Source organism: Halorarius litoreus (assembly GCF_024362405.1).
GTDB classification, from domain to species: Archaea; Halobacteriota; Halobacteria; order Halobacteriales; family Haloarculaceae; genus Halorarius; species Halorarius litoreus.
Genome location: NZ_CP101455.1, coordinates 143,164 through 165,337, shown reverse-complemented (window position 1 = coordinate 165,337; position 22,174 = coordinate 143,164). Strand labels below are relative to the sequence as shown.

The following is a 22,174-nucleotide window of genomic DNA, read 5'->3' as shown; positions in this document are numbered from 1 at the left end:
CAATCCACATAATTTAGATTATCAGCATTTCATACGTATTCATCGCAATCTTTGCCACCCACACGAACCAATTGAAGAAGCCCAATTTGCATTATCTACATTATCCACATTTTGCAAATTGGCTATGAGACCTACATTCATCAGTCATTCAATGGGAGAGTCCTGAGTGATAGAACTCAGGCAGAGCCGTTCTACCCCGTCATCTAGTAAGACTTTTAACTGTTACCGGATTATTGGTAACCACCAGATGTACGAGGTGCTCGACGACACCGCGGCGCAGGTTATCCTCGCTATCGAGAGTGGTGACTCCATCCGTCGTGTCGCCCAACACCTCCACACGCCGTACGAGACGGTGAGACAGGCCGTCAACCGACTCGAAGACGCAGGCTACGTTTCATATGACGACGGCCTCACTGTCGTCGACGAGCGCGTACGCGACGCAGCCCGCGAGCTCGTCGCTGCGAGCGCCGGCGTCAGTCCACCCACCATCGAGGAATCCTACGTCATCCCACAGTTCGGTGCCTGGCCGTTCGCATTTACCCGGATCGACGCCGTCTACGTGTGGACCCAAGGCGGCTACCAGGTCGGTCGCGAGCCCGACGACTATCCGCTGTTCCTTGCTGTTCGTGAGCAGGACATCGACGCCTGGGAGACGTTTTTCGAGTCGTTCGGCCTCCACACTGCATTCGAACGACAGCCCCGAGACGAGTTGGACGGACCGCTGCAGATTGTCCTCGAGCCACGCGCGTCACTCGATATCGAGCACGTCGAAGGGTACCCGGTGATCCCGAGAGCAGAGACAATCGAGTATATGCGCGAGAACTACGCCCAGTTCCAGTCGGCGCTCGCGATGCTCGACCGGATGTACGAGGACCTCGACCTCGGCGTCACGTATCGAGAGACCGAACGGGCACAGCCATGAGCTTCAACAACCGAAGTGACGCCCTCATCGAACTGCTCGAAGAGCTGACCAAAGAGGGCCACGAGTACGTTCTCGTCGGCGGGTACGCTGTCTCAGCGTTCAATGCTCGCTTCTCCACGGACCTCGATATCGTCGTCGCGCCGGACTCCAAGGCTGACTTCGTCGAGTTCCTCGAACAGCAGGGATTCGAGGAAACGGACAGTCACGCCAAGAAATGGTTCTACGACACCGAAGTAATCGAGTACGAGAAGCGGCTCACGCCGCAGCAGCCGATCGGCTTCGATCTCCTTGTAAACGGACTCGGGTGTCGCCAGACGGAGGCACAGTGGTCGTTCGACTACCTGTACGACCACAGCCACCAACAGGAGGTGAGCGGGGGCACAGTGACGACGACGGCCAGAGTCATCGATGGGGCCGTCCTCGTGGCGGCAAAGCTCCACAGTGGCCGAGAAACGGACCTCCGAGACGTCCTGGCAGTGGCTGAAGAGATCGACCTCAACGCTGTCACGCCCCATCTGCGGCGAGGGGACGACAATGCCCTACGGGAGCAACTTGAGCGTGGACTGGATATCTTGGAGAGCGACGAACTCAAGCACGGATTTCGGAGTGACTTCGGGGCCTCAGCTGTCTCAGAAGAAACGGTCACCGCTCTCCAAGAGTATCTGTCTGCACAGATTGACCACCTGAGCTGAATGGGTCGGGACTCCCTTGACCAGAAGTGAAGATAAGGCCCTTCAGCGGTGCTTGCAGTCAGTCAAAAAATTGGAGGAGTGGTTGTCAGTCGACCGTCGCTAACACACGGACATCCGTAGCTGAGTGTCGTTCCCGTTCAGTACGAGCACCGTGCTCGCGGAGGAACTCATCAATGCGGTCGGCAAGAGCCTCCGCATCCTCCCTATCGACGTGGACGATTAGCGTCGGACGCTCCTCGTCGCTGTTCTCAATCACGAGCGAGACATCCTTGAATTCGTCCGGCTCTCTATACGCCTCGAACTCATCGGCGACCTGGTTGGCCAGATCATCAAGTACCTCAATCGGTTCCTTTGTCATAGATTGTATTTCGGCTTTGGAGGGTTGTGCCATCGCGAGCGCGTGAAGAAAATGTGACTTTCAGAACCACCTCCATCAGACAAACGCGAACGGAGCCTTCTCACACCGATGGTTTACCGAGAAGAAGACCGACCCACAGAAGGGACAACAGGTTAGAGTGCTCGCGGATCGCTATCGACAATGCTCGCAAACGCGACGTTCTCCTGAACTTGTTCGATTTCGACTGTTGGCTCGTCGCCGGGCTGAGCGCCGGGAACGATCACGACGTACCCCCGTTCGACTTTCGCAATACCGTCTCCTTGATCACCGACGGTTTCGATTGTCACGTCGCGCACTTCTCCCTCATCAACAGGAGGACCAGATGAATCATGGCTCGTGCTCCCCTGAGAGGCGGGATGCCGTGGGGGCTGTGGGGATGTTGATTCAGCTTCGGAGGAGGAATCAAGGAGAGCGATGCGATACGTTTCATCACCGGTCAGCGCCCCGTGCTTGATCTCACTCGGAGGAATCTCGATGACGAAAGTTCCATCCTCCTCCTTAATTTTCGCAGTGAAAAGCGAACACAGGGAGTCTGATATTTCTACCATAACTGGGTTTGATACTGGATACAATTAATCGGTCTCTTTGAGAAGGAGCGAACTGGATCAGCTGTCCTCAGCTGGTTCTTCCCAAGGAATGTCTCGCTTATGGACTACAGCGAGCTTCGAGTCGTCATCATCTTCTATTGCACTGAGACCACGCTGGACGAGAGTGTGAACCTGTCCAGCAGACTCCGGGAACGAAAATTGGTCATCTTCCGCGTCAGCACGGAGTTCCAGATAATGGAGGTACAACCTGAACCTCGTATCTGCTCCGATAGGCCACCAAATCGTCCCTATCTGCTCATCTACCTGATTGTCCCAATGCTCTATGAGTTCACGGATATCGTCGACGAGCTCCTCTCCAGAGGTGCGAAGGCGGAGGGAGTATTCCCGATCCCGCTCCATATCTTCGATTATATCCTGAAGGAAAGGCTCAGCCTCCAAGGCGGTAGGTGAGGTCTGATCCGCTTCTAGAAGGTGTTCTAACGCCCGAATTTCTTCACGCCGAGCGGCTACAGCGTATGCGACATTGTACTTGTCCTCGGGGAAGATTTCGTGCTGACTCGGTTGCTGTGCCTGAGGGTCAGTGTCCCCAGTGGATGAGCTAAATAAGGTCTCAAAGAGTCCCATACGCTTCGTCCGGAGGGCACCCATAAGTACTTCCTGTCAGAGTGGACCTCAGCTCCGGCGACAGTATACCTTCTAACCAGTCGTTGCGTAATCAGAAGATTTCGTGTGAATCCTGACCGACTTGGGAACGAGTATGAAACTCATCCAAAATATAGAGGATTGAAACATCAAATAATGACGTCAGTTGTTGCTGATATCGGACGATGTCTTTCTTATCTCCGGTCACAACACGGTGAAGCACATCGCGTTCTGCAAGCCCTATTGCGTCAAGAAGCCACTGAGAGTCTACAGGAGGAATCCGGGACTCTTGAATTCCGATGTGCTCCTTGACTAGACCGCGAGCGCGCTCCTGATCGTCATAAGTTGAGGACATGACGTGGACAGCATCCATTAGTGCGTCTTTCCGCTCCTTTGCGTCGTGGAGAACACGATCTCGAAGGTCTTCGACACACCGTTTTGCATTCCGTGGGGTGATTTCACGCGAGGAGAAGTAGTTCTGGAAGTGCCGAACAAAGTGTGGCTTGGCCTGACTTCGAACCTCAATATTATCGAAGAAAATCTCTAAGATACTCTCAAAGGAAAGCCCATCGTAGCGCTGTAAATCGATTTCTCGATTGTACATTGGGATATTATCCTCAACATTCTCTTGAAAGTCTTCAAGAACGGTCCCGAACACGCCATCGGTATCGTCAGGGTCAACTTGTAGCTGATCGGGGTCGGACACAACTCGAGGCGCTCCTTGTGCACGGCTGCAATACTCGTAGATTACAAACTCACTCGTGAAGAGCGTGTTATGACCGTCTAGGATACGCTCTGCTTCTACGGACCACCGGTCGTGAGAAAACGTGAGTCCAATGAGGACGTTAGTGTCTACGAAGTATCGAGTCATTGGCCCGGATGGAGATCTTCGTGCGCAATTCCCCGGCATTCAAGAATCGGAGCAACAAGTTCGTCAGCTGCACTCCGTTCAGATTCGAGTTCGGTCGCTAATCCAGAAAATTTCGCATCAAGGTCTTCCTCTTCGAATTCGTCAAGTTTCTGGATCGCAGAACTCCGAGCCTCCTCAAACAAGGTTATACCGAGGTTTCCACGGACCTCTTCCGGAGACATTCCCTGGGCATGCCGTTGAGCAAGCTCGAGTGCAAAGATACGCCAGAACGTTACATTCACCGTCATCAATCTGGAGGGGTCAGGAGAATGCGAATGGAGTTCTCGAGTGACCGCGTTATACCACTTGATTAGTGGTCGATCATACTCCGGAAATCGGTCGTTTGGAAATGATTCAAAAGTGTCGTGGACGGAGCTGAGTACCGATTCTCTGCTTGGGTCAACCTCAAAGAAATCGTGATACTCCGTATGTAACGTTCGTATTTTCTTATCTAACTCCCGAAAATCCCGCTGAACCTGATACGGTGCATCATCATACATTCGGTCTGTGAGCCATTCTAATCCATGTTCGTAATATTCAGCGAGAGCCTCTGAGACAACAGAACGTAGGCGATCTTCAAGTCCGGGCTCGTTAATACTGGCTGAGGGGACAGTCGAGGGCGTTGCTGGAGAGACAGTACCAAAGAGATACCAATAATACGGAATCTCGATGTCCAATTCTTGCTCTGCAGATTTGACGTCAATACGATAGAGGAGCTTGTGAAGGGACTTTTTCGGCAGCGCATCCGCAGCCCCTCGTTCATGATTGAGGAGGCGCAGAGTCGTTCCCAAGTCCCGGCGGTTCATTATCCCCAATATATACCGCTCGGATTATAGAAGTATCGTCGGATCCCAGTAGACTATCCAACGACTGAGGGAAAAGTAATTCACACGAGACTTCCTTGTAACGAGATACAACGTGCCCATCTACAATCTATATAAAGAGCGGGAAGGGACGGCGCGACGCGGGGAGGACTATAAGGAAGTTGTCATTGAGTACATGGAAGGGCTGAATTACATGGTTGAGCGGGATTCAGCTTTCCACTCCACGCTTGACGATATTCAGTTTGTGAACAAAGCTACGGGCGATAAAGTGGTAGCCGAGGCAAAAGCGTATTCCACAGGCCTCAGCCCGAATGATTTTAGAGACGAACTCGCCCGGTATTTCCTCGAATACATCAAACAGCCCCAACCCCACCGTTTTGATTTCTATATTTTTACGGAGACACTTTCTAATGACCAGCTCTGGAAAGCCCTGTTCGATCGAGATGTCACCGATAATCAGAAACTGGTCGACTTCTACAAAAAACTCAAAGAAAGCGTCAACGATGAGGTCGTAGATCGGCTAGATGATACTGATGTAGATGAGTTCCGAGATTTTGCTATCGATACCCATGTTTTCGTCGGTACATACGATGATCTCCGTCAACAAGCTCATCAGCTCGAGAAAACAGAACGGTTCCAGTACGAACCATATCTTCACTCGTACGAACCAGTTTCAGAGGAAACAGAATATGCGACGAATCTGTTTCAGGTAACCCGCTACCCTGAGACACTGTACATCATAGATACGACGGAGGAAGCCGAGTCAGCTCGCGTCTATAATTACAACAACGAGGCGTTTCCCATCAAGCTTCATGAGCGGAAATTATATTCGCTCGTTCATCCGGACCATCTTCCGGGGTCTACTCGTCATTACATACACGAGGACCGTTTCGAAACACGAGAGTTCGAGGAGTTCCTTCGAACGGGTGCTCAAGAGGAAGAGCGTGAAAACACCGTAAGATCGCTTCTCAGGGGAATTTTCACTCTCGTTGCGAGAGATAACGATTGTCTCATCGACCGTGAGAAGGGAACAACTGTATACCCGGAGCTAAACCGCAGACAGCACGGTTCCGAGCGAAAACTAGGTCGATCGTGGGTTGCAAAGGAGTTAGACTCCTACCCCGATGTCATCCATCGTGGTGTCAAAGTACGAGTGCGGCGCTATGCGGAAGAGTACTACTACGTTCTGCTACCCACACAAGTCTTCACTTCTGACGGTCGTCGACCTGTAACAGGCGAGCGTAAATCGCGGCTCCAAAACGACTTCTCGCCAAATCGTTTCCACGCCCAGAATAGTAAGTACGACCGCCAGCTGCGTGTCTGGGAAGAGTTGCTGATGTCGGATCAGACCCAGCTTGATCGATTTATGGGTGAAAAGATACCCGTCGTAAAGGAGCTCGAAGTGACCAGAGTTGACTCGCTGTCCCTCAATGTCCGCCCGCCCAAAGACGGAGACGAACGTGATGAGCTCATCGAGTCAGCGTCTGATCTCGAAAACACGGGTGAAATTGAACAATGACGCCTGAAGATTCCCCGTTCACGCTTCGTCACCTCGAGGAGCCAGAGATTCAGTTTGAAGGAGGTACTGAAACCTCTCCCAAACGTGGCCTTATCAGATATGGTCCACGGCTCTATGAAGAAGGACACCACACAATCAAACTCGGGATTATCGGCGATCGAGATTCGATCCGCCGGTTGACCGAACTACTTCACGGTATGGAGGTCGGGATCCATCCAGGAACGAGTGATAATCCGTGGCAGGTTCCGTATCCCGGCCTTGGTAAGAGTTCCCCGCTCAATCTCTCCATCAATGCAAAGAAGGGTTGGAGACGCCAAATTCGCCGACGAGACATCCAATCTGTTACGAGTAAATCGACCCCCAGAGATCGGATGGAGCGATTCCTGAAGCTAGTGCGGAAAGACATCGAGATAATCGAACGGGATTCGGTTCAGCCGAACGCAATCATCGTCTGTATTCCGCAAGAAGTGATGGACGCGTGTACTCCTGAGAACCAGGACCATGCGCGAATCCAGTCGGAAGGTTCTGACCTGCGAAATCGAATCAAGCTGATCGGGATGGAGGCTCGAATCCCCACACAGCTGATTAAGCCATCCACACTTGCAATCCGTACTGACCGACAGCGAGCATCTCGGGCCTGGAATCTCACAGTTGGACTTCTATACAAGTCACAGCGAGGGCATCCCTGGAAAACTCGGCAGATCGAAGATGGGCACTGCTACGCAGGGCTCTCGTTCTACAGAGAGCGAGACGAAGGAGATGATGTAATTCGAGCTGCTCTTGCTCACGTCTTTCACGGACGGGACCATATTATCCTCCAGAGTGATCCACTCCCGGATATCACCGAGGACGAGAATGGATCTCCCCACCTCTCATATGAGGCGGCTAGGCAGGTAGGTGAGCAGATTCTGGAATATTACGAAGCTCAGAAAGGGACACGTCCCAGCCGGTTCGTCCTACATAAGCCATCTGTCTTCTGGGAAGAAGAACGTGAAGGGTTGCTTGATGCCACAGACGGTGTTCGCGATTTAGATCTAGTCTGGGTTCGTAGGCGGCCAAAGGTCAGGTTGTTCCCGCCTACGGATTATCCCGCCATGCGGGGAACCCTCCTGAGCGTCCCTGATGACGACGTCCACTATCTCTACACATCCGGATATGTCCCGGAAGAGACGACCTATCAGGGGAGTGGAGTACCATCACCGATTGAGATCCGACCTGACGAGATTTGTGAGACACCCTCGTTAGAGATATGTAAGGAGATTCTATTTTTCACAAAACTCGACTGGAATACATCGGACTACGCAATCCGGATGCCAGCAACCGTGAGTGTTGCAAAGCGTGTCGGCACAATCCTCTCCGAAGTAGATACTGAATCCATTTCAGAGGTCCGGCCACAGTATTTCTACTATATGTGAGTCGGTGAGTGAGAGGCTTATTCGTCTGAATCAGAGATCGGATCCAACTGATAACCAGCGGACCGCAAAAGTTCGCGGATATGCTCAACCGCTTGCTTCTCCTCAGGGGAACCCGTCCCGAGTAGTTCTTCAATCACCTGCTCTCCATCCTCACGAGAGTGATTGATTCATTGAAGGGGGTGTTCTCAAGTGGATACTCGTCGCCTGCTTCGCCTATCAAGGGTTCAGCAACGCAAAGTTCGGCCGCATCGAGTGCCACGAAGCCATCAACGCGTTCGCTCGGGAGATTCTGCTGACAGCGAAGCAGCGACTGGAAGCCGGCGGCTGGCGGGTCGTCCACGGCATCGTCGACTCCATCTGGGTGACGCCGGATCCCGACGTCGACGACGAGGACCGCGAGGACCTCGAGACGCTCGCGATGGAGATTACGGAGCGCGTCGAAATTCGGCTCGAACACGAGGCTCACTACGACTGGGTGGCGTTCGCGCCGCAGCGCGAGAGCGACGCCGGCGCGCTGACGAAGTACTTCGGAAAGGTCGCCGGCGACGACGACTTCAAGATCAGAGGCATCAAAGCCCGGCAGCGCTCAACCCCGCCGTTCATTGAGGACATCCAGCGGGACTGTCTCAACCGGCTCGATACCACGCGGTCACCGGACGCGGTGCTCGGGCGTCTCGAACGAGCAATCGACGAACTGGAAGCGGGCAACGTAGCAGTAGAGCGGCTCGTCGAGCGGAATCGTGTCTCCAAACCCCTGGAAGGCTACTCACAGAATACCCAGAACGTGGCCGCCTTGAAACGGGCTCGCGAGCAGGACCTGGCAGTCCACCCGGGTCAGGATATCGAGTACGTGGTCGTCGACGACGAGAAATCCTCGCGAGACCGGGTCGCGTTGGCCCACGAGGAGATCAAGTCGTACGATTGCTCGTACTACGAGATGCAGCTGGTCCGAGCTGTCGAGAGCATACTGGCACCTATTGACTGGGATCGGAACGACATCCGACGAGAACTCAACGGAACACATATAGTCGGTATCACGGACTGGACCTGACGACCCCCTCCCCCCTTTTTCGAGTTGTAAACTCGTGACGGCGGGGAGGGGTGAACAGCAAGAGGGACTGCAAAACAGCCGATTGTGGCGGATATACGCGATAGAGAGGCTGAGTATTTCATTTTCTAACTTGTAGCTAGATATGCGAAGGTTTATGTTGCACGTTACCTTACCCCAACCGTACTAGAGACAAAGAAAACAAATTGTCTAGCTGCAGCTAGACAATTGAGATCTCTGGAGTAGATGACCTCTTCATCTCGTCCGAGGTTCTGATCCCGTGTACTATCACGTCTCATCGCCTCTACGCCAACTTCTGTTAACTCAACGCTCGTTACATAGCGTTTGGTGTGGCCTGTTCCCATCGACTTACAACTCGAAAAAGGGGGGAGAGGGTGCAACATTCCAGATCACCAAATCAGCTTCACCAGCTACCATGTCTGAAACCCGGTATTACTCTCATTCGTGAACAGGTCCTACGAGCGTCGTTCTTTCGCTACTATTCTGGTGCTTACTACTCGAAAACGGGGAGTGTGAGTAAGACCGTATCACCCAGAGCATCATTCACAAAATCTAGATTATGTGGATTTTGCTTCGAGACTCACTTCGACTCCCTTCTCCTTACAACACGAAAATGGGGTGGATGGGAGAATCGAACCAGGTGTGTTACCGCCCCAACGTCTTACAACACGAAAACGGGGGGTCCGGGTCATCGAGGAAGATCGACGACAGCGAGCTTCGTCGAACCGTTACAACTCGACAACGGAGGGTGATAGATTCCGAAGACGGTATTTGACTCATCCAGAGGATACGGGGCTGTAGTCGTTAGATAGCCTGTTTTCGCCCGGTTACAACTCCACAAGGGTCCATATTTTTATACCCAGAGTTCGAGGGGGTTCATAATGGGACGAGAGGGACGTAGAGCAGGATCGAATAATCCGGAAGGTGAGGAGGATCGTCAATCTTCTGCTGCTGATCCTGAAAATCCCGAGTCGATGGATGAGGAGGTGGCGTCTCCTGGCACGTCACAAACGACCTTCCGAAACGGATCAGATTCTGCCGATTCGTCTCAAGATGCAACTAATGGCGACGGTGGCGGCATCTCAATTCGTGATCGGCTCCAAACAGAGTCGTCCGGCGGGGTCTTCGCGAACAAAGACCTCGTTCGGTCAGATACCATCATCGACGAGGATCGTATCGTCGGTCGCGACGACCAGCTAGGCCGTGTCGTCGACAACCTAAAACCAGTCCTCCAGAATGAGGGGATCCCCGATATGCTCCTGAGCGGGCCATCTGGTACGGGGAAATCGCTCATCATTCATGCAGTCTGCAAACAGATCGTCGAACTGTGTGAATCCCAAGGCAAGACCTTCGGGGTCATTTCAATCAACTGCGAGGGGCCGAAGACTGCAGATCGGGCTGTCTATCGGTTAGTCAAAGCTGCTGCCGACGACCTCGGCGTTGATCCTGGTGTTCCCCAAACCGGCGTCTCAACGGATCAGAAGCTGGAGCGACTGTACGAACTCATGCGAGAGTATTACGACGGTGTTATCTTCATTCTCGATGAGATCGATATGCTCGAGGGGCCGTATCAGGAAGCAGAGTACAATTCTCTCATCTACCAGCTTTCACGGGCTCGCAAACTCGCTGACTTTGATGGTCCCATCTCGCTCACGACGATCACGAACTACGCCGACTTTATGAAGGACCTCAACAGCCGCGCACAGAGTTCTTACAACCCTGACGACATCTTTTTCGACGATTACGATGCGAACCAACTCCGTAGTATTCTCCGCAACCGGCGGGACGCCTTCAAGCCAGACTCACTTGCAGATGACGTTGTTCCGCTTGTTGCTGCGTTCGGCTCCCAAACGCACGGGGATGCGCGGAAAGCGATTGACCTCCTCAGATGGGCTGGTGAATTAGCCGAGCGGCGTGGGGCTGACACGGTTATCGAGACTGATGTCCGTGATGCTCAAGAAAAATACACCGAAAACCGCAAGCTCCGCCATATCAGCGGCATTTCGACTCAAAAGAAACTCTCCATCTACGCTGTAGCGGCCACTGCCCACTACGCAAGAGAACATCCTGAGTGGATCCCTGCTGGACCTGCGTTCAAGACGTACCAATTCATTGCCGATACGATGGATGCGGACCAGTACAGCCGTGAGACGTTCGTAAATCACGTCACAGAGCAGAGTACGTACGGTGTACTGGACTTCGAGCGTCGGGGCAAGGGGCGAGGCAGAGGAGTGCATATGTATTTCTCCCTCTCCGAGGATCCGGAAACGATCATGGAGACGATCCGTGAGGATTCCCGGTTCGAAGATCTAGCTCACGAAGAGGCGACTATCAGCGCGGTTGTCCGCGAACGGCTGAAGCAGTTCCGGAGTAAGAACTGATCTCGCCCGTATTCTCCCCGCACTTACTTCTCGAAAACGGGGGGTGTTCGTATCCCGCGCGATGCGTTACAACTCGAAAATGGGGGGTGACATTCGTCGGGATGTCTCGTTACTACTCGAAAACGGGGGGTGGGTGAGCCAAGAGATTTGACGTGCCGGTCGATGTACTGTGCTTTCCCCTTTCCCTCTCCCATTTACAACTCGAAAACGGGGGGTGTGGTCCCTTCAAAATCAGCGCCACCCCCTCCACCCACATCCAGTTACGACGGAAACGTGGGATGGGTGTCCTCCCTCATCGAGTTTTCCTCGTCCGGGTTGACCGGACCCCATTCACACTGAAGGGTGTTGGACAAACCGATCCCATTCACACTCTGGGGGGTGTCGTCTGCGACGTCTCTAATGGTACTGAAACGAACATCAGGCTACAGTTCCATCTCGTCTACTCGTCGGGATTCACCGGCCCTTTGTACTTCGACGTCACCGAATCGCCTTCCCGCCACTGCCAGTAGTAGTAGCGGTTGTCGTTGATCTCCTTGATCGTGATCGTCGCCTTCGCTGGCACGTCGTCCGGGAGGTCATCGGGGCGCTCCTCGATGTCGGCGTCGTCCGCCTCTTCCTCCTCGAGACGAGCTTCACGCTCCTTGTGTTCTGCCAACGCCTCGGCGTAGCTGGCAACGTCCCGAAGATGCTCCGGTGTGGCATCGTTGAGGGCGTCGACGATCTCCGTCGGGAGGTTCGCCGGTGGGGTCGGGGGTTCGTAGGACATCGACTCTCTCCGTATTAACCAACACAACCCGCTAATCCATAGTTTTGTTGGTTAAGACGATGGAGACGGCTCCCGTGCCTGCTGACTGTAACACTACTCGAAACTTCTTCATACATAAGTTTCGTACTATGTTACACCGTGCTCCGGCGCATCGAACTCAAGGTCCTCGTCGCGGTCGACCGCGGCGACACTATCTCCGAGCTCGCGACGAAGCTCGACCACAGCGAGAGCTATCTCTCTCGTGCCGTCGGTGATCTCGTCGAAAAGGGACTCGTCCACACGGAACGCGACGGCCGCCGAAAACGAGTAGTCCCATCGGAGGCTCGTGCCGTCGAACTCTACCAGGACCTCGTCCGCCAGCACTCCCACATCGGCTTCCCCGAGCTGCTGACCGGCAAAGCACTCGCGGTGCTGTACTACCTCGACCAGCCGCGAACCGTCTCCGAGATCGCGGGCCGGAGCGACAACTACCGCAACACAGTCAACCGCGTCCTCAAACGGTTTCGCGACCGTGGGCTCGTCGGGGCGGACGACGACCGTTATGAATTTAATGCCAACTTCAACCGCCTCCACGAGTTCGCCCGTGAACTCGCGCATCATCTGCATCGCCACCGCCTCGAAGCCGTCGCCCCGAAGGGCACGATTCTCTGGGAGGACTACGACGAATTCCTCGCCCAGGCCGATACGGAGATCGACGCAGAGGCGTTCCACGAAACCGGCCTCGGTCGGTTCGCGGCCTTCGACCTCCAGTTCCTGCTCACCAGCCACCGCTACTACTTCTACTCCGAGGAGCTCGACGCAGTCTCGCCAGCGGAACTCTGCTGTCACACGCTGTTAATCGACGACGGCAGCCGCCACCGCTCGTACTGTCTCCTTCTACTCAGCCACGTCGATGTCGACGAGGAGGATCTCCGAGAACAGGCGGCGAAGTACGACCTCGAAGACGAAATCGACGCTCTGCTCCGCTATCTGGAGACGCACGGCGAGGTCGACGACGACCGTCTCCCCGAGTGGTCCGAGTTCCAGAAGCTGGCGGCTGACTACGAAATCGAACAGTGATCGAGTGCTGACACGGAGCCGATTCTGCAGAAGTTACGCGCCGTCCGGGCGGGGGGCGTTCTCGTATTTGACCATCTTCTCGGGCTTGTCAGCGATAGTGTCGTAGATTTGCTGGAGCGTCTCCTCCGCGGCGAGCAGGTTGTGCTCGTCGAGGAAGGTTCGGCCCTCCTCTGTGAGCCCGTAGAATTTCCAGGGGTAGCCCTGCCGGCGCTGATCGTCATCGAGGGCGACCTCTTTGACGATTCCTGCGTCGATCAGCTTCTGGATGTGTTTGTAGACAGTAGCGTCGCTCACGCTGGGGTTGAGTTCCTCAAGTTCGTACATCGAGGGGAGCTGCTCGGGATGCTGGAGGATATTGTTGATCAGCGCGAACCGCGTCTGTTGGGTAACGAAGTGGACGAGCTCGCGGGATTCCATCCCTTCAGCAGTCCCCAAGTCAGTGCTCATACGACACAGTACACGCCCTGTCGGCAAGTAGTTTACTCTTGAGTAAACCACCTCAGAGTAAACTATAGTGAGTTACTTGGTGATTTACTCCATAACCCATATCGTGTGGCGCTGAGAGAGACAATGTATGTCCGACGAGGAGCCGCCCGTCCCAGAGGAGGTCCTGAAGAGTGCGAAGGACCAACTCGACAAGGAGGAGATCTCACTGGCGGACAACGAGGAGATTCTCCACGCATTGAGTGAGCTGACACCCGTCTACGAGAACGACCGGTCGTACTTCGTGCTGGGAAACTACGACCGGGAGCCGATCCGCCGACTGAACCTCGTGGTCAACCGACTGAATCGGCGGCAAGACGCCTACGCCTTCCGGATGGTCGACATCCGCGGGGAGTGGGACAACAGCATCCAGAAGTTCTGCCTGATCGCCGACATCGTAACATACCTCGTCGGCGTCGCCGAGAAGGAACCGAGCGACTTCCTCGTCGAGCAGGGGCTGCTCGTCGGCACGACGGAGTACTTCGCGAAGAGTCACGTCCTCAAGCGAGAGTACGAGGACGAAGAACACCCCTTCGGCTGGATGCAAGACGGCGTCTTCGAGCTATTCGACCAGGACGGACGGTTGTATCGGTGGCAGACCGAGGAGCAGCTCGTCGACGTGACTGCGGAACTCCCGTGATGGTGGGTAGGTCAGATACTGTCTGTGTTACCAAACGCAGGCGGTGACAGAAGTGACCTGTTGGGTACACAGGATTAGTCGGCAACAGCCGGGAGTCGACCGTCTGGTCGGGGAACACGGCCCCGTTTGATTTCGTGATCGACGCGACGCAGGTGCTTACAGCCCCCCTTGGGTGAGCGCTGTTGCCAGTCGGGACAGGTACACGACTCGTCGATGACGTCGACTTCGTACCTGTTGCCGGAGGCGGACTGTACCTCGTAGCGGCCACCTTTCGAGAGGAGCGAGATGTCCATCGCTTCGTCGACGGCACGCTTCGTGCGGGGCTCGAGGTCGTCCTGCGACTGTGCGTTCTCGTCGACGACCAGCCGGTCGCGAACGTCGCCCGTTCGGCCACCGTCGGGAGCGACGGCTTCCGCAGGGCCACTGAGCCGCTCGTGGAAAACTTCCTCCACCGGATGGCCTTCCGGCCAGAGGTAGTGGACTTCGCGGCGCTCGCGATGGTCGTAGGAGCCGCACGCGGCTGCGCACCCAGTCCAGACGCGCCAGGCACCGAGCGCGGCCATCACGTCGACGATGTCGCGGGGAACTGTCTGGTGGTCGTCCGGGAAGAAAACTCGGAAGCGGGTACACGCCTCCTGCGGCAGGACGGTCTCCCACCAGTCTTCGCTGGAGCCCCAGCTGTCGTACATCGCATCGTCGCTCCCGTAGCCGACGGTCACGCCGTCGATTGGCGTCCAGTCCGCCGGGACGTGTTCCGCCTCGCCTTCGAGCACCCGGAGGACGGCGTATCGGAGGTACTCGTGGGCTTGGTTGTCTGTCGTTCGAGCGACCTGGTCGTGCTGCTCGGCAACGTGCTCGGCTTCCTCGAGGACCGTCGTGAGATAGGGTTCAGTCATTATTCGACGGAGGTTAGAACGCGCCTCCGCCCCTCGGCGGGCGCAGAAAAACTTAACCAACAAAGCGGGAGGAATCCATCACTCTGTTGGTTAATTGGGTTGGGGCGAGGATTCGCTCTCGAGAACGTCGATGAGTTCCTCTGCCGTCCGACTGATCCGTCCAAGCCGCTTGCGAACGACCTCGGGGTCGTCCGACTCCCAGGCTGCGAGGTAGAACGCTGACCCGCTGGTGTCGAGCTCGCAGTAGCGCCCGACGACGTACGCGACGGCTTCGGCCTCGACTTCGCGTTTCGCCCGCTCGGTGTCGTCGTCGACGTCGAAGTGGAGCAGGGCGTGGGCGTACTCGTGAATCAGCGTCCGCGCGAGGTCGGCCTCGTTCTCCCGATCGCGCACCTCGACGAGCGGCTGGACGTCGACGAGGCTCAGCTGTTCGCAGATGCCCTTTGCCTCGCCGTGTGTCCACTCCTCGGCTGGAACGATCCGCACCGTCACGCCGAGCTCATCAGCGGCGGCAGTCAACTGTTCGACGAGGTCGCCGGCGTCGCCGGTCGCTTCCGTGTCGAGATCAGGAAGCGGCTCGCCTTCGGTCTGAGAGACGTCGAACACCGGCGCGGGCTTGAACCCGACCAGTCCTTCGGACCACTCCTCGGGCGGTGTCTCGTCGTACTCACAGTCACTGTCCTCGTGGTAGCTCGACGAGTTCTCGCACTCCGGGCACTGCTTGGTGATGATCGGCGCCCAGATCCAGATGGCCGACTCACCCTCCTTGACGTGGCGGTCGAACTCTTCCTGCCACGTACGGTAGCCCGCCACCCGGCTCGCCTTGGGACACTGCCGCTTGATGAGGAGCGTGTTCCGGTAGGAGTAGTCGTGGAAGCGACTCTGGACGTCGAGCCACTCTTGGAACTCCACGCTGGTCTGCGCGTCGTCGACGCCGGCGACGAGGTCGTCGATCCACTGTTCGATAGTGCTGTTCATCTCGTCTGAACGTGTGTCGGTCTGGTCGAAGGAGACCGACGAGTCTCTGGTCGTAGACATCGTGATCACCGAATCGAGTTCACGGCGACTGCGTCTGTTCAGACCGCGCCGCACCCCTCAGGGGCGTTCAAAAACCGCTCTGTCGGTCAGCGGAGCTCGTGGCGTTCGTCTGCAAAGCCGACCGTGACGAGGTACTCGAGGAACTCGTCGAACCGCTCGACGTCACTGGGCGTGTCGGTCGCAAGATGACGCGCCCACTCGATGGCCCACTGGAAGGCGGGATCCGTGCCGCCCTTGCCGTGAATGTACCACCACCGGGCCGCCTTGAGAACCACTATGGGATTCGTCGGCGGCTGCTCACCGGCGAGCCCACGGGTGATGGACTCGATTTCGTCGGGGACGTCGGCGGAATCGACCTCCGCTGATTGCGTGTTGTCGATATCGACCGGGATCTCGTCGATCGAGACGTTGTCAGGACGCTGTTGTTGACTCACTGGAAGTCACCTCTGAGGGCTCTCGAAGGAGCCCTCGTCCTCTCTGGGGGCACGAAAAACAGGTCGCGAAGTCACGCCGTCGGGAGGTAGACGCTCTGCTCGCCGGCGGTCTCCTCCAGGTTGTTCCGGTGACGGTGGTTGAAGTAGCACTCGTAGCTGCAGTATCCACAGATTGCGCCGGTATCGTATTCGGCGACGTACGGGCCGCGGCGAGTTCGCCAGACGTTCGTCCCGCACTCGGCACAGGCGGCGTCCTCGAGATCGGCAGGAGTCGGTCCCTCGTACTCGACGTTGAACCCCTCGTCTTGCGGTGTCGTTTCGGGCCAGATTCCGTGGATCCTCCAAAACCCACGGACGCGAGCGAGGCTGTGACGCACCGTCTTTCGCACGGTGACGTGGTCGGTGTCGCGACCGCTGTCGTCCCAGCCGTCGGCCGTCCAGAACTCACCGAACTGTGCGCCGCGATGCAGGCCGTTCCAGTCGACGCCCACGATGTCGGCCGGTGGCTCGTCCGTGAGCGTCGGTCGGGTCAGCTGTCGAATGGCGTCGAGCTGCTTGGGCGGACTCCCGCCGAGGATGTGGACGCGCCGGCCTCTCCAATCGGCTGGGTCGGAGAACTCGTGAGCTAGGCGGTCGGCGTATCCCCGTGAATACCCGAGGGCAAGGTTCTCAGGTATCGCGTTGATCACCGCCCGCGATTTCGGAACGACGATGATCTCGGCCTCGGGATAGCTCGCTTGGATCTCACGAGCAGCAGCGACGTGGGCGTCGACATCGTCGATTGCGTCCACGTCCCCGATGACCCCGACCTGTGGTTCGTGCTCGAAGAAGCGGTCGACGAACCGCTCCAGATCAGGGTTCCGAAAGTCGTTGTCGAGCATCCCAACAGGAATCTCGAGGTTCAGGTATTGGTTCGTCTGATACCCACAGTCTTCTCGAAACCCGGGGAGAAATCCGAGGGCTAAAGCATCGGCAACGAACGGGGCTCGATGAAGGAACGCTACATAGTCTGCTTGTCTGGCGGCAGCGATTTCACTCGCCGTGGTGGCGCTGGAGCTCAGATCGAGGGGCATGATTGGATCGCGAGGGCGCTGCTGGCTGCCCCGCACCCGTTCAGGGGCCCGAAAAACCGAGGCACAGTCTATTAACCAACAACGAGGGAACTCTCGCGGAGTGTGTTGGTTAAGAACAGAGCTTACTCTTCGTCCTCACTCAACTCTTCAGCCTTCCACTTGACCCGGCGTAGAATCTGCGTCCGGTTCTTGTGGGCGTTTTCGTAGGCAACACACTCCCGGAGTGTCTCCATATCAGAAATTGTCGCAATACTAGCCTTGATCAGGCGCGTGTTCGGTGCTTCCAGTCGTTTCTCTGGTGGAAACTCGTTACTTTCTCTGTCGTCAGCTGTCCCCATCTCGAAGAGCCTCCACTCCTTGTGGGCCGACACAAACAACTCTCCGTACGATATTGCCCCACATCTAATAGAATTGATACCGATACAATGGCTACCGTAACGGCCATCCCCTGCGAGTGTTTCTCAGCAGGTATGGAGCGAAAGACGATCTCCGTCACCGGGATGTCGTGTAACGGGTGCGAACGGAACGTGGAGACTGCCTTGCGGAACCTCGATGGTGTGAGTCGGGTCGATGCCGACCACGAAGCAGATACGGTCGATGTGGTCCTCGAGGATGGGGTCTCCGATGACGATGTGAACGCGGCAATCGAACAGGCCGGCTACGACGTAGTGGCCTAATCGGCTGCCGCTCGGCCGTCTCTCACGTCGCCATCCGTACCTTCTTCGAGGGCGAACTCGGTGTTGACGCCCTCGCCGGAGAGGAGCTGGCCAGCGAAGCTGTTGGCCAGCACCGCCGAGACAGACAGCACCATCGCGAGCATCGCGAACACGGGGTGAACGAGCCCGGTCGTCGCCGCGGCGACGCCGATCCCGTTGAACGCGAAGGCTGTCGCGAGATTCTGGCGGGTCTTCCGATAGCTCTCTTTGCCAATCTCGTAGGCGTCCATTACGCCACCGAGCCGGTCGCCCATCAGGACGATATCCGCTGATTCGATGGCGATGTCGGTCCCTGCACCGATGGCGATCCCAATATCCGCCTGCGTGAGTGCGGGGGCGTCGTTGATGCCGTCGCCGACCATCGCCACCCGGTGGCCGGCTTCCTGCAGGCGACCGATTTCCTCCCGCTTCTCGTCGGGCAGTACGTCGGCCATCACACGATCGATGCCGACCTCGTCAGCAACCGTGTTCGCGGTGCGTTGGTTGTCTCCGGTTATCATCACGGGCGTAATGCCTGCCTCTTTCATCCGCTGGACGGTCGCAGCGGCGTCGCTCTTGACCTCGTCTCCGATACCGACCAGGCCGATCAGGTCACCGTCACGGATGACCCCGGAGACGGTGAGGCCACGGGCTTGGAGTCGCTCGATGTTCTCGCGACCATTCGACAGGTCGATCCCTTCGTCGCTGAGCCAGTCCGGTTTGCCGACCAGTACCTTGTCGCCATTGACAGTTGCCCGGACGCCCTTGCCCGTCACGGAATCGAAGGCGTCGGGGTCCCCGTACTCGACGCCCTGCTCGTCGGCGGCCTCGAGGATCGCATCGGCGAGCGGGTGCTCGGAGAATGCCTCCGCGCTGGCCGCCGTCGCCAGTACGTTGCTCTCCTCGTCATCCAATCCAACGACGTCACTGACCGTGGGTTCGCCGACGGTGATGGTGCCGGTCTTGTCCAGCACGATGTGGTCGACGTCGGGGAAGATCTGGAAGGCGTCACCCGACCGCATCAGGATGCCGCGGGTCGCGGCCTTCCCGCCGCCCCGAATCAGGGCGAGCGGTGTTGCCATCCCAAGCGCACACGGATAGCCGAGGACGAGGACCGCCAGCGCTGCGAAGGCCCCCCGCTGGACGTTCGGACCACCGCCCCACGCGAGCGGTGCGACCAGCCAGAAGAGGAACGAGAGCGCGGCAATCGTCAGGACGCCCGGAACGAAGTACTTGAGCACGCGGTCGGCGAGCTGGATGATGCCGGGCTTCATCGCCCGCGCTTCCTCGATCTCGCGGGCCACTTGATTGAGGAACGCGTCCTCCCCAATTGCGGTCACCTCGATAAGCAGCGTGCCGGTCTCGTTGACGCTGCCACCGATCACCTTGTCGCCGGCGATCTTCTCCTCGGGGATCGACTCGCCGGTGGCGACCGACTCGTCGACCGTTGATTCACCCTCGACGATTGTCCCATCGACGGGTATACTCTCGCCGGGCTTGACGCGGACGCGATCACCGATGTCGAGGTCGTCAACGGGGACCTCCTTGACGTTGCCGTCCTCGTCGACGCGACGGGCGGTGTCCGGCTGGAGGTCAAGGAGGCTCTGAACGGCCTGTGAGGCCCGCGTCCGCACGGTGAGGCTGGTGTACTCCGAGAGGATGTGGTAGGTGGTGATGAACACGGAGACGGCGAAGAAGTGGACGGTCGGGAAGCTCGGGAAGACGAACAGACCGAGCAACCCACCGAGTAACCCTGCGAACGCGCCTGCCTCTAGGAGGACGTGCTGGTTGAGGATCCTCCGGCGAAGGCTCTGGAAGGCTTTCTGTTTGATATAGCGCCCAGGCCCGAACATCGTCCCGAGCGCCAGTCCTAGCGTCATCAGATCCATCACGAGAGATGCCGACTCGAAGCGTCCCATCACGACGATCATCCAGCCCATCAGCGCGGCAACGACGATGGATGCGCCGCCGGCGAGGAGGAGGCGGCGCTTGCCGTCGGTGAGTTCGGCCTGCTGTTGCTCGTATCGCTTCGCTTTGTCCGGATCGCGGATGGTATAGCCGAGATCCCGGAGCGTGTCCTTCACCTCGACCTCGCTCAGGATATCGTCGTCGTACCGGACGAGGACCTCCTCGTGGGCGAGACTCACGTCGATGTCCTCGACGCCGTCGGTCCGGCTGTAGGCCTTCTTGATACTCTCGGCACAGAAGGAGCAGGACATTCCCCCGACGTTGAATTGTTCGTGTGTCGTTCCCATCGTGGTCGCTAGTTACCCAGCGAAGTGGATAACCATTACGACTAGAGTTATAGCGGTATCGAATAACTAAGACTGCTGTCGAGTGTGTGGCGTTACTCTTACTATCGTCGTTCCCCTACGTCCTCACAAGAATGGCGCTCCTCGAATCCGACGTGCCGATCCGTGAAGTCGTGACGACGGCCCCGGAGAAAGCGAAAGCGTTGGAGAACGACGTCCGGGCGAAGATCCTCGATATGCTCGCTGCCGAAGAAATGACGATCGAGGAGATTCACGACGAACTGCATCGTCGCGGTGAGGAGAAGGCCGAGACGACGGTGCGCCACCACGTGAACATCCTGAAGGATGCGGGAATGGTCGAGATCGCCCGGCTCGAGGAAGCTGGTGGGGGGACGCGAAAGTACTACAAGTCGAACACGCGGATTTTCTCGTATGACCTTCCAGAGGACGCTGAGCAGACGCTCGCTGGGGCGCAGGACACCGCGACAGCCGAATTAACAGGGCTCGTGGAGACGCTCTACGAGGAGCACGGCGACGACATCGAAGCGGTGGCACGAGAGATGAAGCCATGCGAGTACTGTGCGACACAGCATTACGAGGAGTTCGTCCTCCGGGAACTGCTAAATCACGCGCTCATTGATCTCACCGAGAATGGGACGTTGAAGACCGTCCGGGCTGGTTCAGAAGACGCCGGCGATGAAGCCGAGTCCCATGACGATGAGGACGGTCGCTGAGAACAGCGGCAGATAGGGCGTGTATTTCTTGACTGTTTCCTCGTACTCCTGGTAGCCGGCGATGAGGAACATTGTCAACCCGACGATACCGACAATAACCGTCAGCGCATACGCGGTCATTAGTTCCAGACAGTACGTCGAACCGGCACAGAGCCCGATAATCTCGAATTCCTCCTCGTGAGCGAACCCGAGGACGAATGCGAACCAGGCGATTCCGAGTAGCCCGCGGTCGGCGTCAGTAGCTGGCTCAGTCCCATGTTCGTGGGTATGCCTTCCGATTCTTCCGAGTCGAGATTTCACTCGTGCAATGAGTCCCTCCGAGGAGTGCTCGTGCGTGGGTGATGTGGCGTGGTCGTGGTGGCCCGACTGCTCTTCAGTATGCTCATCGTGATGGTGTCCGTGGTCGTGTTTGTGCTGGTGGGAATGGCCGTGTGTGTACTCTCGAATCCCGAGTCCGATGAGTAAGACGCCTGCGACGATACTCACTGGGCCGCCGATGGAGATGCCGCCAAGAATCGAGATCGGCTCGTTCACTTGGGTCAGCTGAAAGTAGGATTTCGCGTAGAAGAACACGCCGACCATCGCCAGACTGCTAATGAGGTGGCCGATGCCGATCAGCGAGCTGGCGGCGAGGCCGTAGAGCCACTTGTTCGATTGATCGAGCGCATAGCTCGCGGCGACCGGCCATCCGTGTCCGGGCTCGATGCCGTGCACAAATCCGAGCGCAATCGCGCCGACCAATACTGGTAACGCCTCGCCGTGGAGCATTCATCTATCTCTCTATC

Annotated in this window: 23 protein-coding genes and 1 pseudogene; 10 read left to right on the top strand and 14 right to left on the bottom strand. The window is 57.0% G+C overall.

What is annotated here, in order from left to right; all coding sequences use genetic code 11:
- Window positions 1-247: 247 nt before the first annotated feature.
- Together NL126_RS21955 and NL126_RS21950 are read left to right on the top strand one after the other, a co-directional pair.
- Window positions 248-922 (top strand): helix-turn-helix domain-containing protein, encoded by a 675-nt coding sequence (locus NL126_RS21955; RefSeq protein WP_255198961.1) that lies wholly within the window; start codon window positions 248-250, stop codon window positions 920-922.
- Window positions 919-1,614, top strand: coding sequence for a nucleotidyltransferase domain-containing protein (locus tag NL126_RS21950; RefSeq protein ID WP_119712860.1), 696 nt, complete (start codon window positions 919-921; stop codon window positions 1,612-1,614). Before NL126_RS21955 ends, NL126_RS21950 begins: the two co-directional genes overlap by 4 nt.
- An 85-nt stretch (window positions 1,615-1,699) precedes the next feature.
- Here the strand turns inward: NL126_RS21950 and NL126_RS21945 are convergent, their stop codons facing one another.
- The 5 genes from NL126_RS21945 to NL126_RS21925 form a co-directional block, all read right to left on the bottom strand.
- Window positions 1,700-1,972 (bottom strand): hypothetical protein, encoded by a 273-nt coding sequence (locus tag NL126_RS21945; protein ID WP_119712893.1) that lies wholly within the window; start codon window positions 1,970-1,972, stop codon window positions 1,700-1,702.
- 152 nt (window positions 1,973-2,124) lie between these two features.
- Complete coding sequence (locus NL126_RS21940; protein WP_119712859.1) at window positions 2,125-2,559, bottom strand: TRAM domain-containing protein; 435 nt, start codon at window positions 2,557-2,559, stop codon at window positions 2,125-2,127.
- Between the two features lie 57 nt (window positions 2,560-2,616).
- Window positions 2,617-3,183: a hypothetical protein gene (locus tag NL126_RS21935; protein WP_233547728.1), complete on the bottom strand. Its 567-nt coding sequence runs from the start codon at window positions 3,181-3,183 to the stop codon at window positions 2,617-2,619.
- Window positions 3,184-3,274: 91 nt separating this feature from the next.
- Window positions 3,275-3,907 (bottom strand): hypothetical protein, encoded by a 633-nt coding sequence (locus NL126_RS21930; protein ID WP_233547726.1) that lies wholly within the window; start codon window positions 3,905-3,907, stop codon window positions 3,275-3,277.
- Between the two features lie 161 nt (window positions 3,908-4,068).
- Window positions 4,069-4,917 (bottom strand): hypothetical protein, encoded by an 849-nt coding sequence (locus NL126_RS21925; protein WP_119712856.1) that lies wholly within the window; start codon window positions 4,915-4,917, stop codon window positions 4,069-4,071.
- A gap of 112 nt (window positions 4,918-5,029) precedes the next feature.
- Between NL126_RS21925 and NL126_RS21920 the strand changes: the two genes are divergently transcribed.
- From NL126_RS21920 to NL126_RS21905, 4 genes and pseudogenes are all read left to right on the top strand, one after another.
- The gene (locus NL126_RS21920; protein WP_255198960.1) at window positions 5,030-6,454 is read left to right on the top strand and encodes a hypothetical protein; all 1,425 of its coding nucleotides are present in this window, start codon (window positions 5,030-5,032) and stop codon (window positions 6,452-6,454) included.
- Entirely contained in the window at window positions 6,451-7,869 is a 1,419-nt protein-coding gene (locus NL126_RS21915) for an argonaute/piwi family protein (RefSeq protein ID WP_255198959.1), read from the top strand. Before NL126_RS21920 ends, NL126_RS21915 begins: the two co-directional genes overlap by 4 nt.
- A gap of 178 nt (window positions 7,870-8,047) precedes the next feature.
- Window positions 8,048-8,920, top strand: a pseudogene (locus NL126_RS21910) (DNA polymerase domain-containing protein); the annotation flags it as partial.
- Between the two features lie 992 nt (window positions 8,921-9,912).
- Window positions 9,913-11,319: a Cdc6/Cdc18 family protein gene (locus tag NL126_RS21905; protein ID WP_255199030.1), complete on the top strand. Its 1,407-nt coding sequence runs from the start codon at window positions 9,913-9,915 to the stop codon at window positions 11,317-11,319.
- Between the two features lie 439 nt (window positions 11,320-11,758).
- Here NL126_RS21905 and NL126_RS21900 read toward each other — a convergent pair whose 3' ends face one another.
- Window positions 11,759-12,085 (bottom strand): DUF6788 family protein, encoded by a 327-nt coding sequence (locus NL126_RS21900; RefSeq protein WP_255198958.1) that lies wholly within the window; start codon window positions 12,083-12,085, stop codon window positions 11,759-11,761.
- Window positions 12,086-12,223: 138 nt separating this feature from the next.
- Here NL126_RS21900 and NL126_RS21895 point away from each other — a divergent pair, with 138 nt between their 5' ends.
- On the top strand, window positions 12,224-13,144 hold the full coding sequence (locus tag NL126_RS21895) for a MarR family transcriptional regulator (protein WP_255198957.1): 921 nt from the start codon (window positions 12,224-12,226) through the stop codon (window positions 13,142-13,144).
- Between the two features lie 33 nt (window positions 13,145-13,177).
- On the opposite strand, the gene NL126_RS21890 is transcribed toward NL126_RS21895, so the two are convergent.
- Window positions 13,178-13,591, bottom strand: coding sequence for a helix-turn-helix domain-containing protein (locus NL126_RS21890; protein ID WP_119712852.1), 414 nt, complete (start codon window positions 13,589-13,591; stop codon window positions 13,178-13,180).
- A 127-nt stretch (window positions 13,592-13,718) separates the two neighbouring features.
- Between NL126_RS21890 and NL126_RS21885 the strand changes: the two genes are divergently transcribed.
- Complete coding sequence (locus NL126_RS21885) at window positions 13,719-14,267, top strand: DUF8170 family protein (protein ID WP_255198956.1); 549 nt, start codon at window positions 13,719-13,721, stop codon at window positions 14,265-14,267.
- 74 nt (window positions 14,268-14,341) lie between these two features.
- Here NL126_RS21885 and NL126_RS21880 read toward each other — a convergent pair whose 3' ends face one another.
- From NL126_RS21880 to NL126_RS21860, 5 genes are all read right to left on the bottom strand, one after another.
- Window positions 14,342-15,163, bottom strand: a complete 822-nt coding sequence (locus NL126_RS21880; protein ID WP_255198955.1) for a hypothetical protein — start codon at window positions 15,161-15,163, stop codon at window positions 14,342-14,344.
- 90 nt (window positions 15,164-15,253) lie between these two features.
- Window positions 15,254-16,201, bottom strand: coding sequence for an ArdC-like ssDNA-binding domain-containing protein (locus NL126_RS21875; RefSeq protein WP_255198954.1), 948 nt, complete (start codon window positions 16,199-16,201; stop codon window positions 15,254-15,256).
- An 86-nt stretch (window positions 16,202-16,287) separates the two neighbouring features.
- Window positions 16,288-16,635, bottom strand: a complete 348-nt coding sequence (locus tag NL126_RS21870) for a DUF8013 domain-containing protein (protein ID WP_115821801.1) — start codon at window positions 16,633-16,635, stop codon at window positions 16,288-16,290.
- Between the two features lie 71 nt (window positions 16,636-16,706).
- Window positions 16,707-17,708 carry a DUF6610 family protein gene (locus NL126_RS21865; RefSeq protein WP_255198953.1) on the bottom strand — a complete coding sequence of 334 codons (1,002 nt, stop codon included), beginning with the start codon at window positions 17,706-17,708 and terminating at the stop codon, window positions 16,707-16,709.
- 122 nt (window positions 17,709-17,830) lie between these two features.
- A complete protein-coding gene (locus tag NL126_RS21860; RefSeq protein ID WP_255199029.1) occupies window positions 17,831-18,046 on the bottom strand; it encodes a DUF8129 domain-containing protein in 216 nt (71 codons plus the stop codon).
- Between the two features lie 132 nt (window positions 18,047-18,178).
- Between NL126_RS21860 and NL126_RS21855 the strand changes: the two genes are divergently transcribed.
- Window positions 18,179-18,385, top strand: coding sequence for a heavy-metal-associated domain-containing protein (locus tag NL126_RS21855; RefSeq protein ID WP_255198952.1), 207 nt, complete (start codon window positions 18,179-18,181; stop codon window positions 18,383-18,385).
- Here the strand turns inward: NL126_RS21855 and NL126_RS21850 are convergent.
- Window positions 18,382-20,658 carry a heavy metal translocating P-type ATPase gene (locus NL126_RS21850; RefSeq protein WP_255198951.1) on the bottom strand — a complete coding sequence of 759 codons (2,277 nt, stop codon included), beginning with the start codon at window positions 20,656-20,658 and terminating at the stop codon, window positions 18,382-18,384. The genes NL126_RS21855 and NL126_RS21850 overlap by 4 nt on opposite strands.
- Window positions 20,659-20,789: 131 nt before the next feature.
- On the opposite strand from NL126_RS21850, the gene NL126_RS21845 reads away from it, so the two are divergent.
- The gene (locus NL126_RS21845) at window positions 20,790-21,389 is read left to right on the top strand and encodes an ArsR/SmtB family transcription factor (RefSeq protein WP_255198950.1); all 600 of its coding nucleotides are present in this window, start codon (window positions 20,790-20,792) and stop codon (window positions 21,387-21,389) included.
- Here NL126_RS21845 and NL126_RS21840 read toward each other — a convergent pair.
- Window positions 21,336-22,157, bottom strand: coding sequence for a hypothetical protein (locus NL126_RS21840; protein WP_255198949.1), 822 nt, complete (start codon window positions 22,155-22,157; stop codon window positions 21,336-21,338). The genes NL126_RS21845 and NL126_RS21840 overlap by 54 nt on opposite strands.
- Window positions 22,158-22,174 lie beyond the last annotated feature (17 nt).

Bases quoted from the DNA above. Each gene is read 5' to 3' on its own strand.
- NL126_RS21955 (WP_255198961.1), top strand. From the start codon at position 248: ATGTACGAGGTGCTCGACGACACCGCGGCGCAGGTTATCCTCGCTATC.
- NL126_RS21950 (WP_119712860.1), top strand. From the start codon at position 919: ATGAGCTTCAACAACCGAAGTGACGCCCTCATCGAACTGCTCGAAGAG.
- NL126_RS21945 (WP_119712893.1), bottom strand. From the start codon at position 1,972: ATGACAAAGGAACCGATTGAGGTACTTGATGATCTGGCCAACCAGGTC.
- NL126_RS21940 (WP_119712859.1), bottom strand. From the start codon at position 2,559: ATGGTAGAAATATCAGACTCCCTGTGTTCGCTTTTCACTGCGAAAATT.
- NL126_RS21935 (WP_233547728.1), bottom strand. From the start codon at position 3,183: ATGGGACTCTTTGAGACCTTATTTAGCTCATCCACTGGGGACACTGAC.
- NL126_RS21925 (WP_119712856.1), bottom strand. From the start codon at position 4,917: ATGAACCGCCGGGACTTGGGAACGACTCTGCGCCTCCTCAATCATGAA.
- NL126_RS21915 (WP_255198959.1), top strand. From the start codon at position 6,451: ATGACGCCTGAAGATTCCCCGTTCACGCTTCGTCACCTCGAGGAGCCA.
- NL126_RS21905 (WP_255199030.1), top strand. From the start codon at position 9,913: ATGGATGAGGAGGTGGCGTCTCCTGGCACGTCACAAACGACCTTCCGA.
- NL126_RS21900 (WP_255198958.1), bottom strand. From the start codon at position 12,085: ATGTCCTACGAACCCCCGACCCCACCGGCGAACCTCCCGACGGAGATC.
- NL126_RS21890 (WP_119712852.1), bottom strand. From the start codon at position 13,591: ATGAGCACTGACTTGGGGACTGCTGAAGGGATGGAATCCCGCGAGCTC.
- NL126_RS21885 (WP_255198956.1), top strand. From the start codon at position 13,719: ATGTCCGACGAGGAGCCGCCCGTCCCAGAGGAGGTCCTGAAGAGTGCG.
- NL126_RS21880 (WP_255198955.1), bottom strand. From the start codon at position 15,163: ATGACTGAACCCTATCTCACGACGGTCCTCGAGGAAGCCGAGCACGTT.
- NL126_RS21875 (WP_255198954.1), bottom strand. From the start codon at position 16,201: ATGTCTACGACCAGAGACTCGTCGGTCTCCTTCGACCAGACCGACACA.
- NL126_RS21865 (WP_255198953.1), bottom strand. From the start codon at position 17,708: ATGCCCCTCGATCTGAGCTCCAGCGCCACCACGGCGAGTGAAATCGCT.
- NL126_RS21860 (WP_255199029.1), bottom strand. From the start codon at position 18,046: ATGGGGACAGCTGACGACAGAGAAAGTAACGAGTTTCCACCAGAGAAA.
- NL126_RS21855 (WP_255198952.1), top strand. From the start codon at position 18,179: ATGGAGCGAAAGACGATCTCCGTCACCGGGATGTCGTGTAACGGGTGC.
- NL126_RS21850 (WP_255198951.1), bottom strand. From the start codon at position 20,658: ATGGGAACGACACACGAACAATTCAACGTCGGGGGAATGTCCTGCTCC.
- NL126_RS21845 (WP_255198950.1), top strand. From the start codon at position 20,790: ATGGCGCTCCTCGAATCCGACGTGCCGATCCGTGAAGTCGTGACGACG.
- NL126_RS21840 (WP_255198949.1), bottom strand. From the start codon at position 22,157: ATGCTCCACGGCGAGGCGTTACCAGTATTGGTCGGCGCGATTGCGCTC.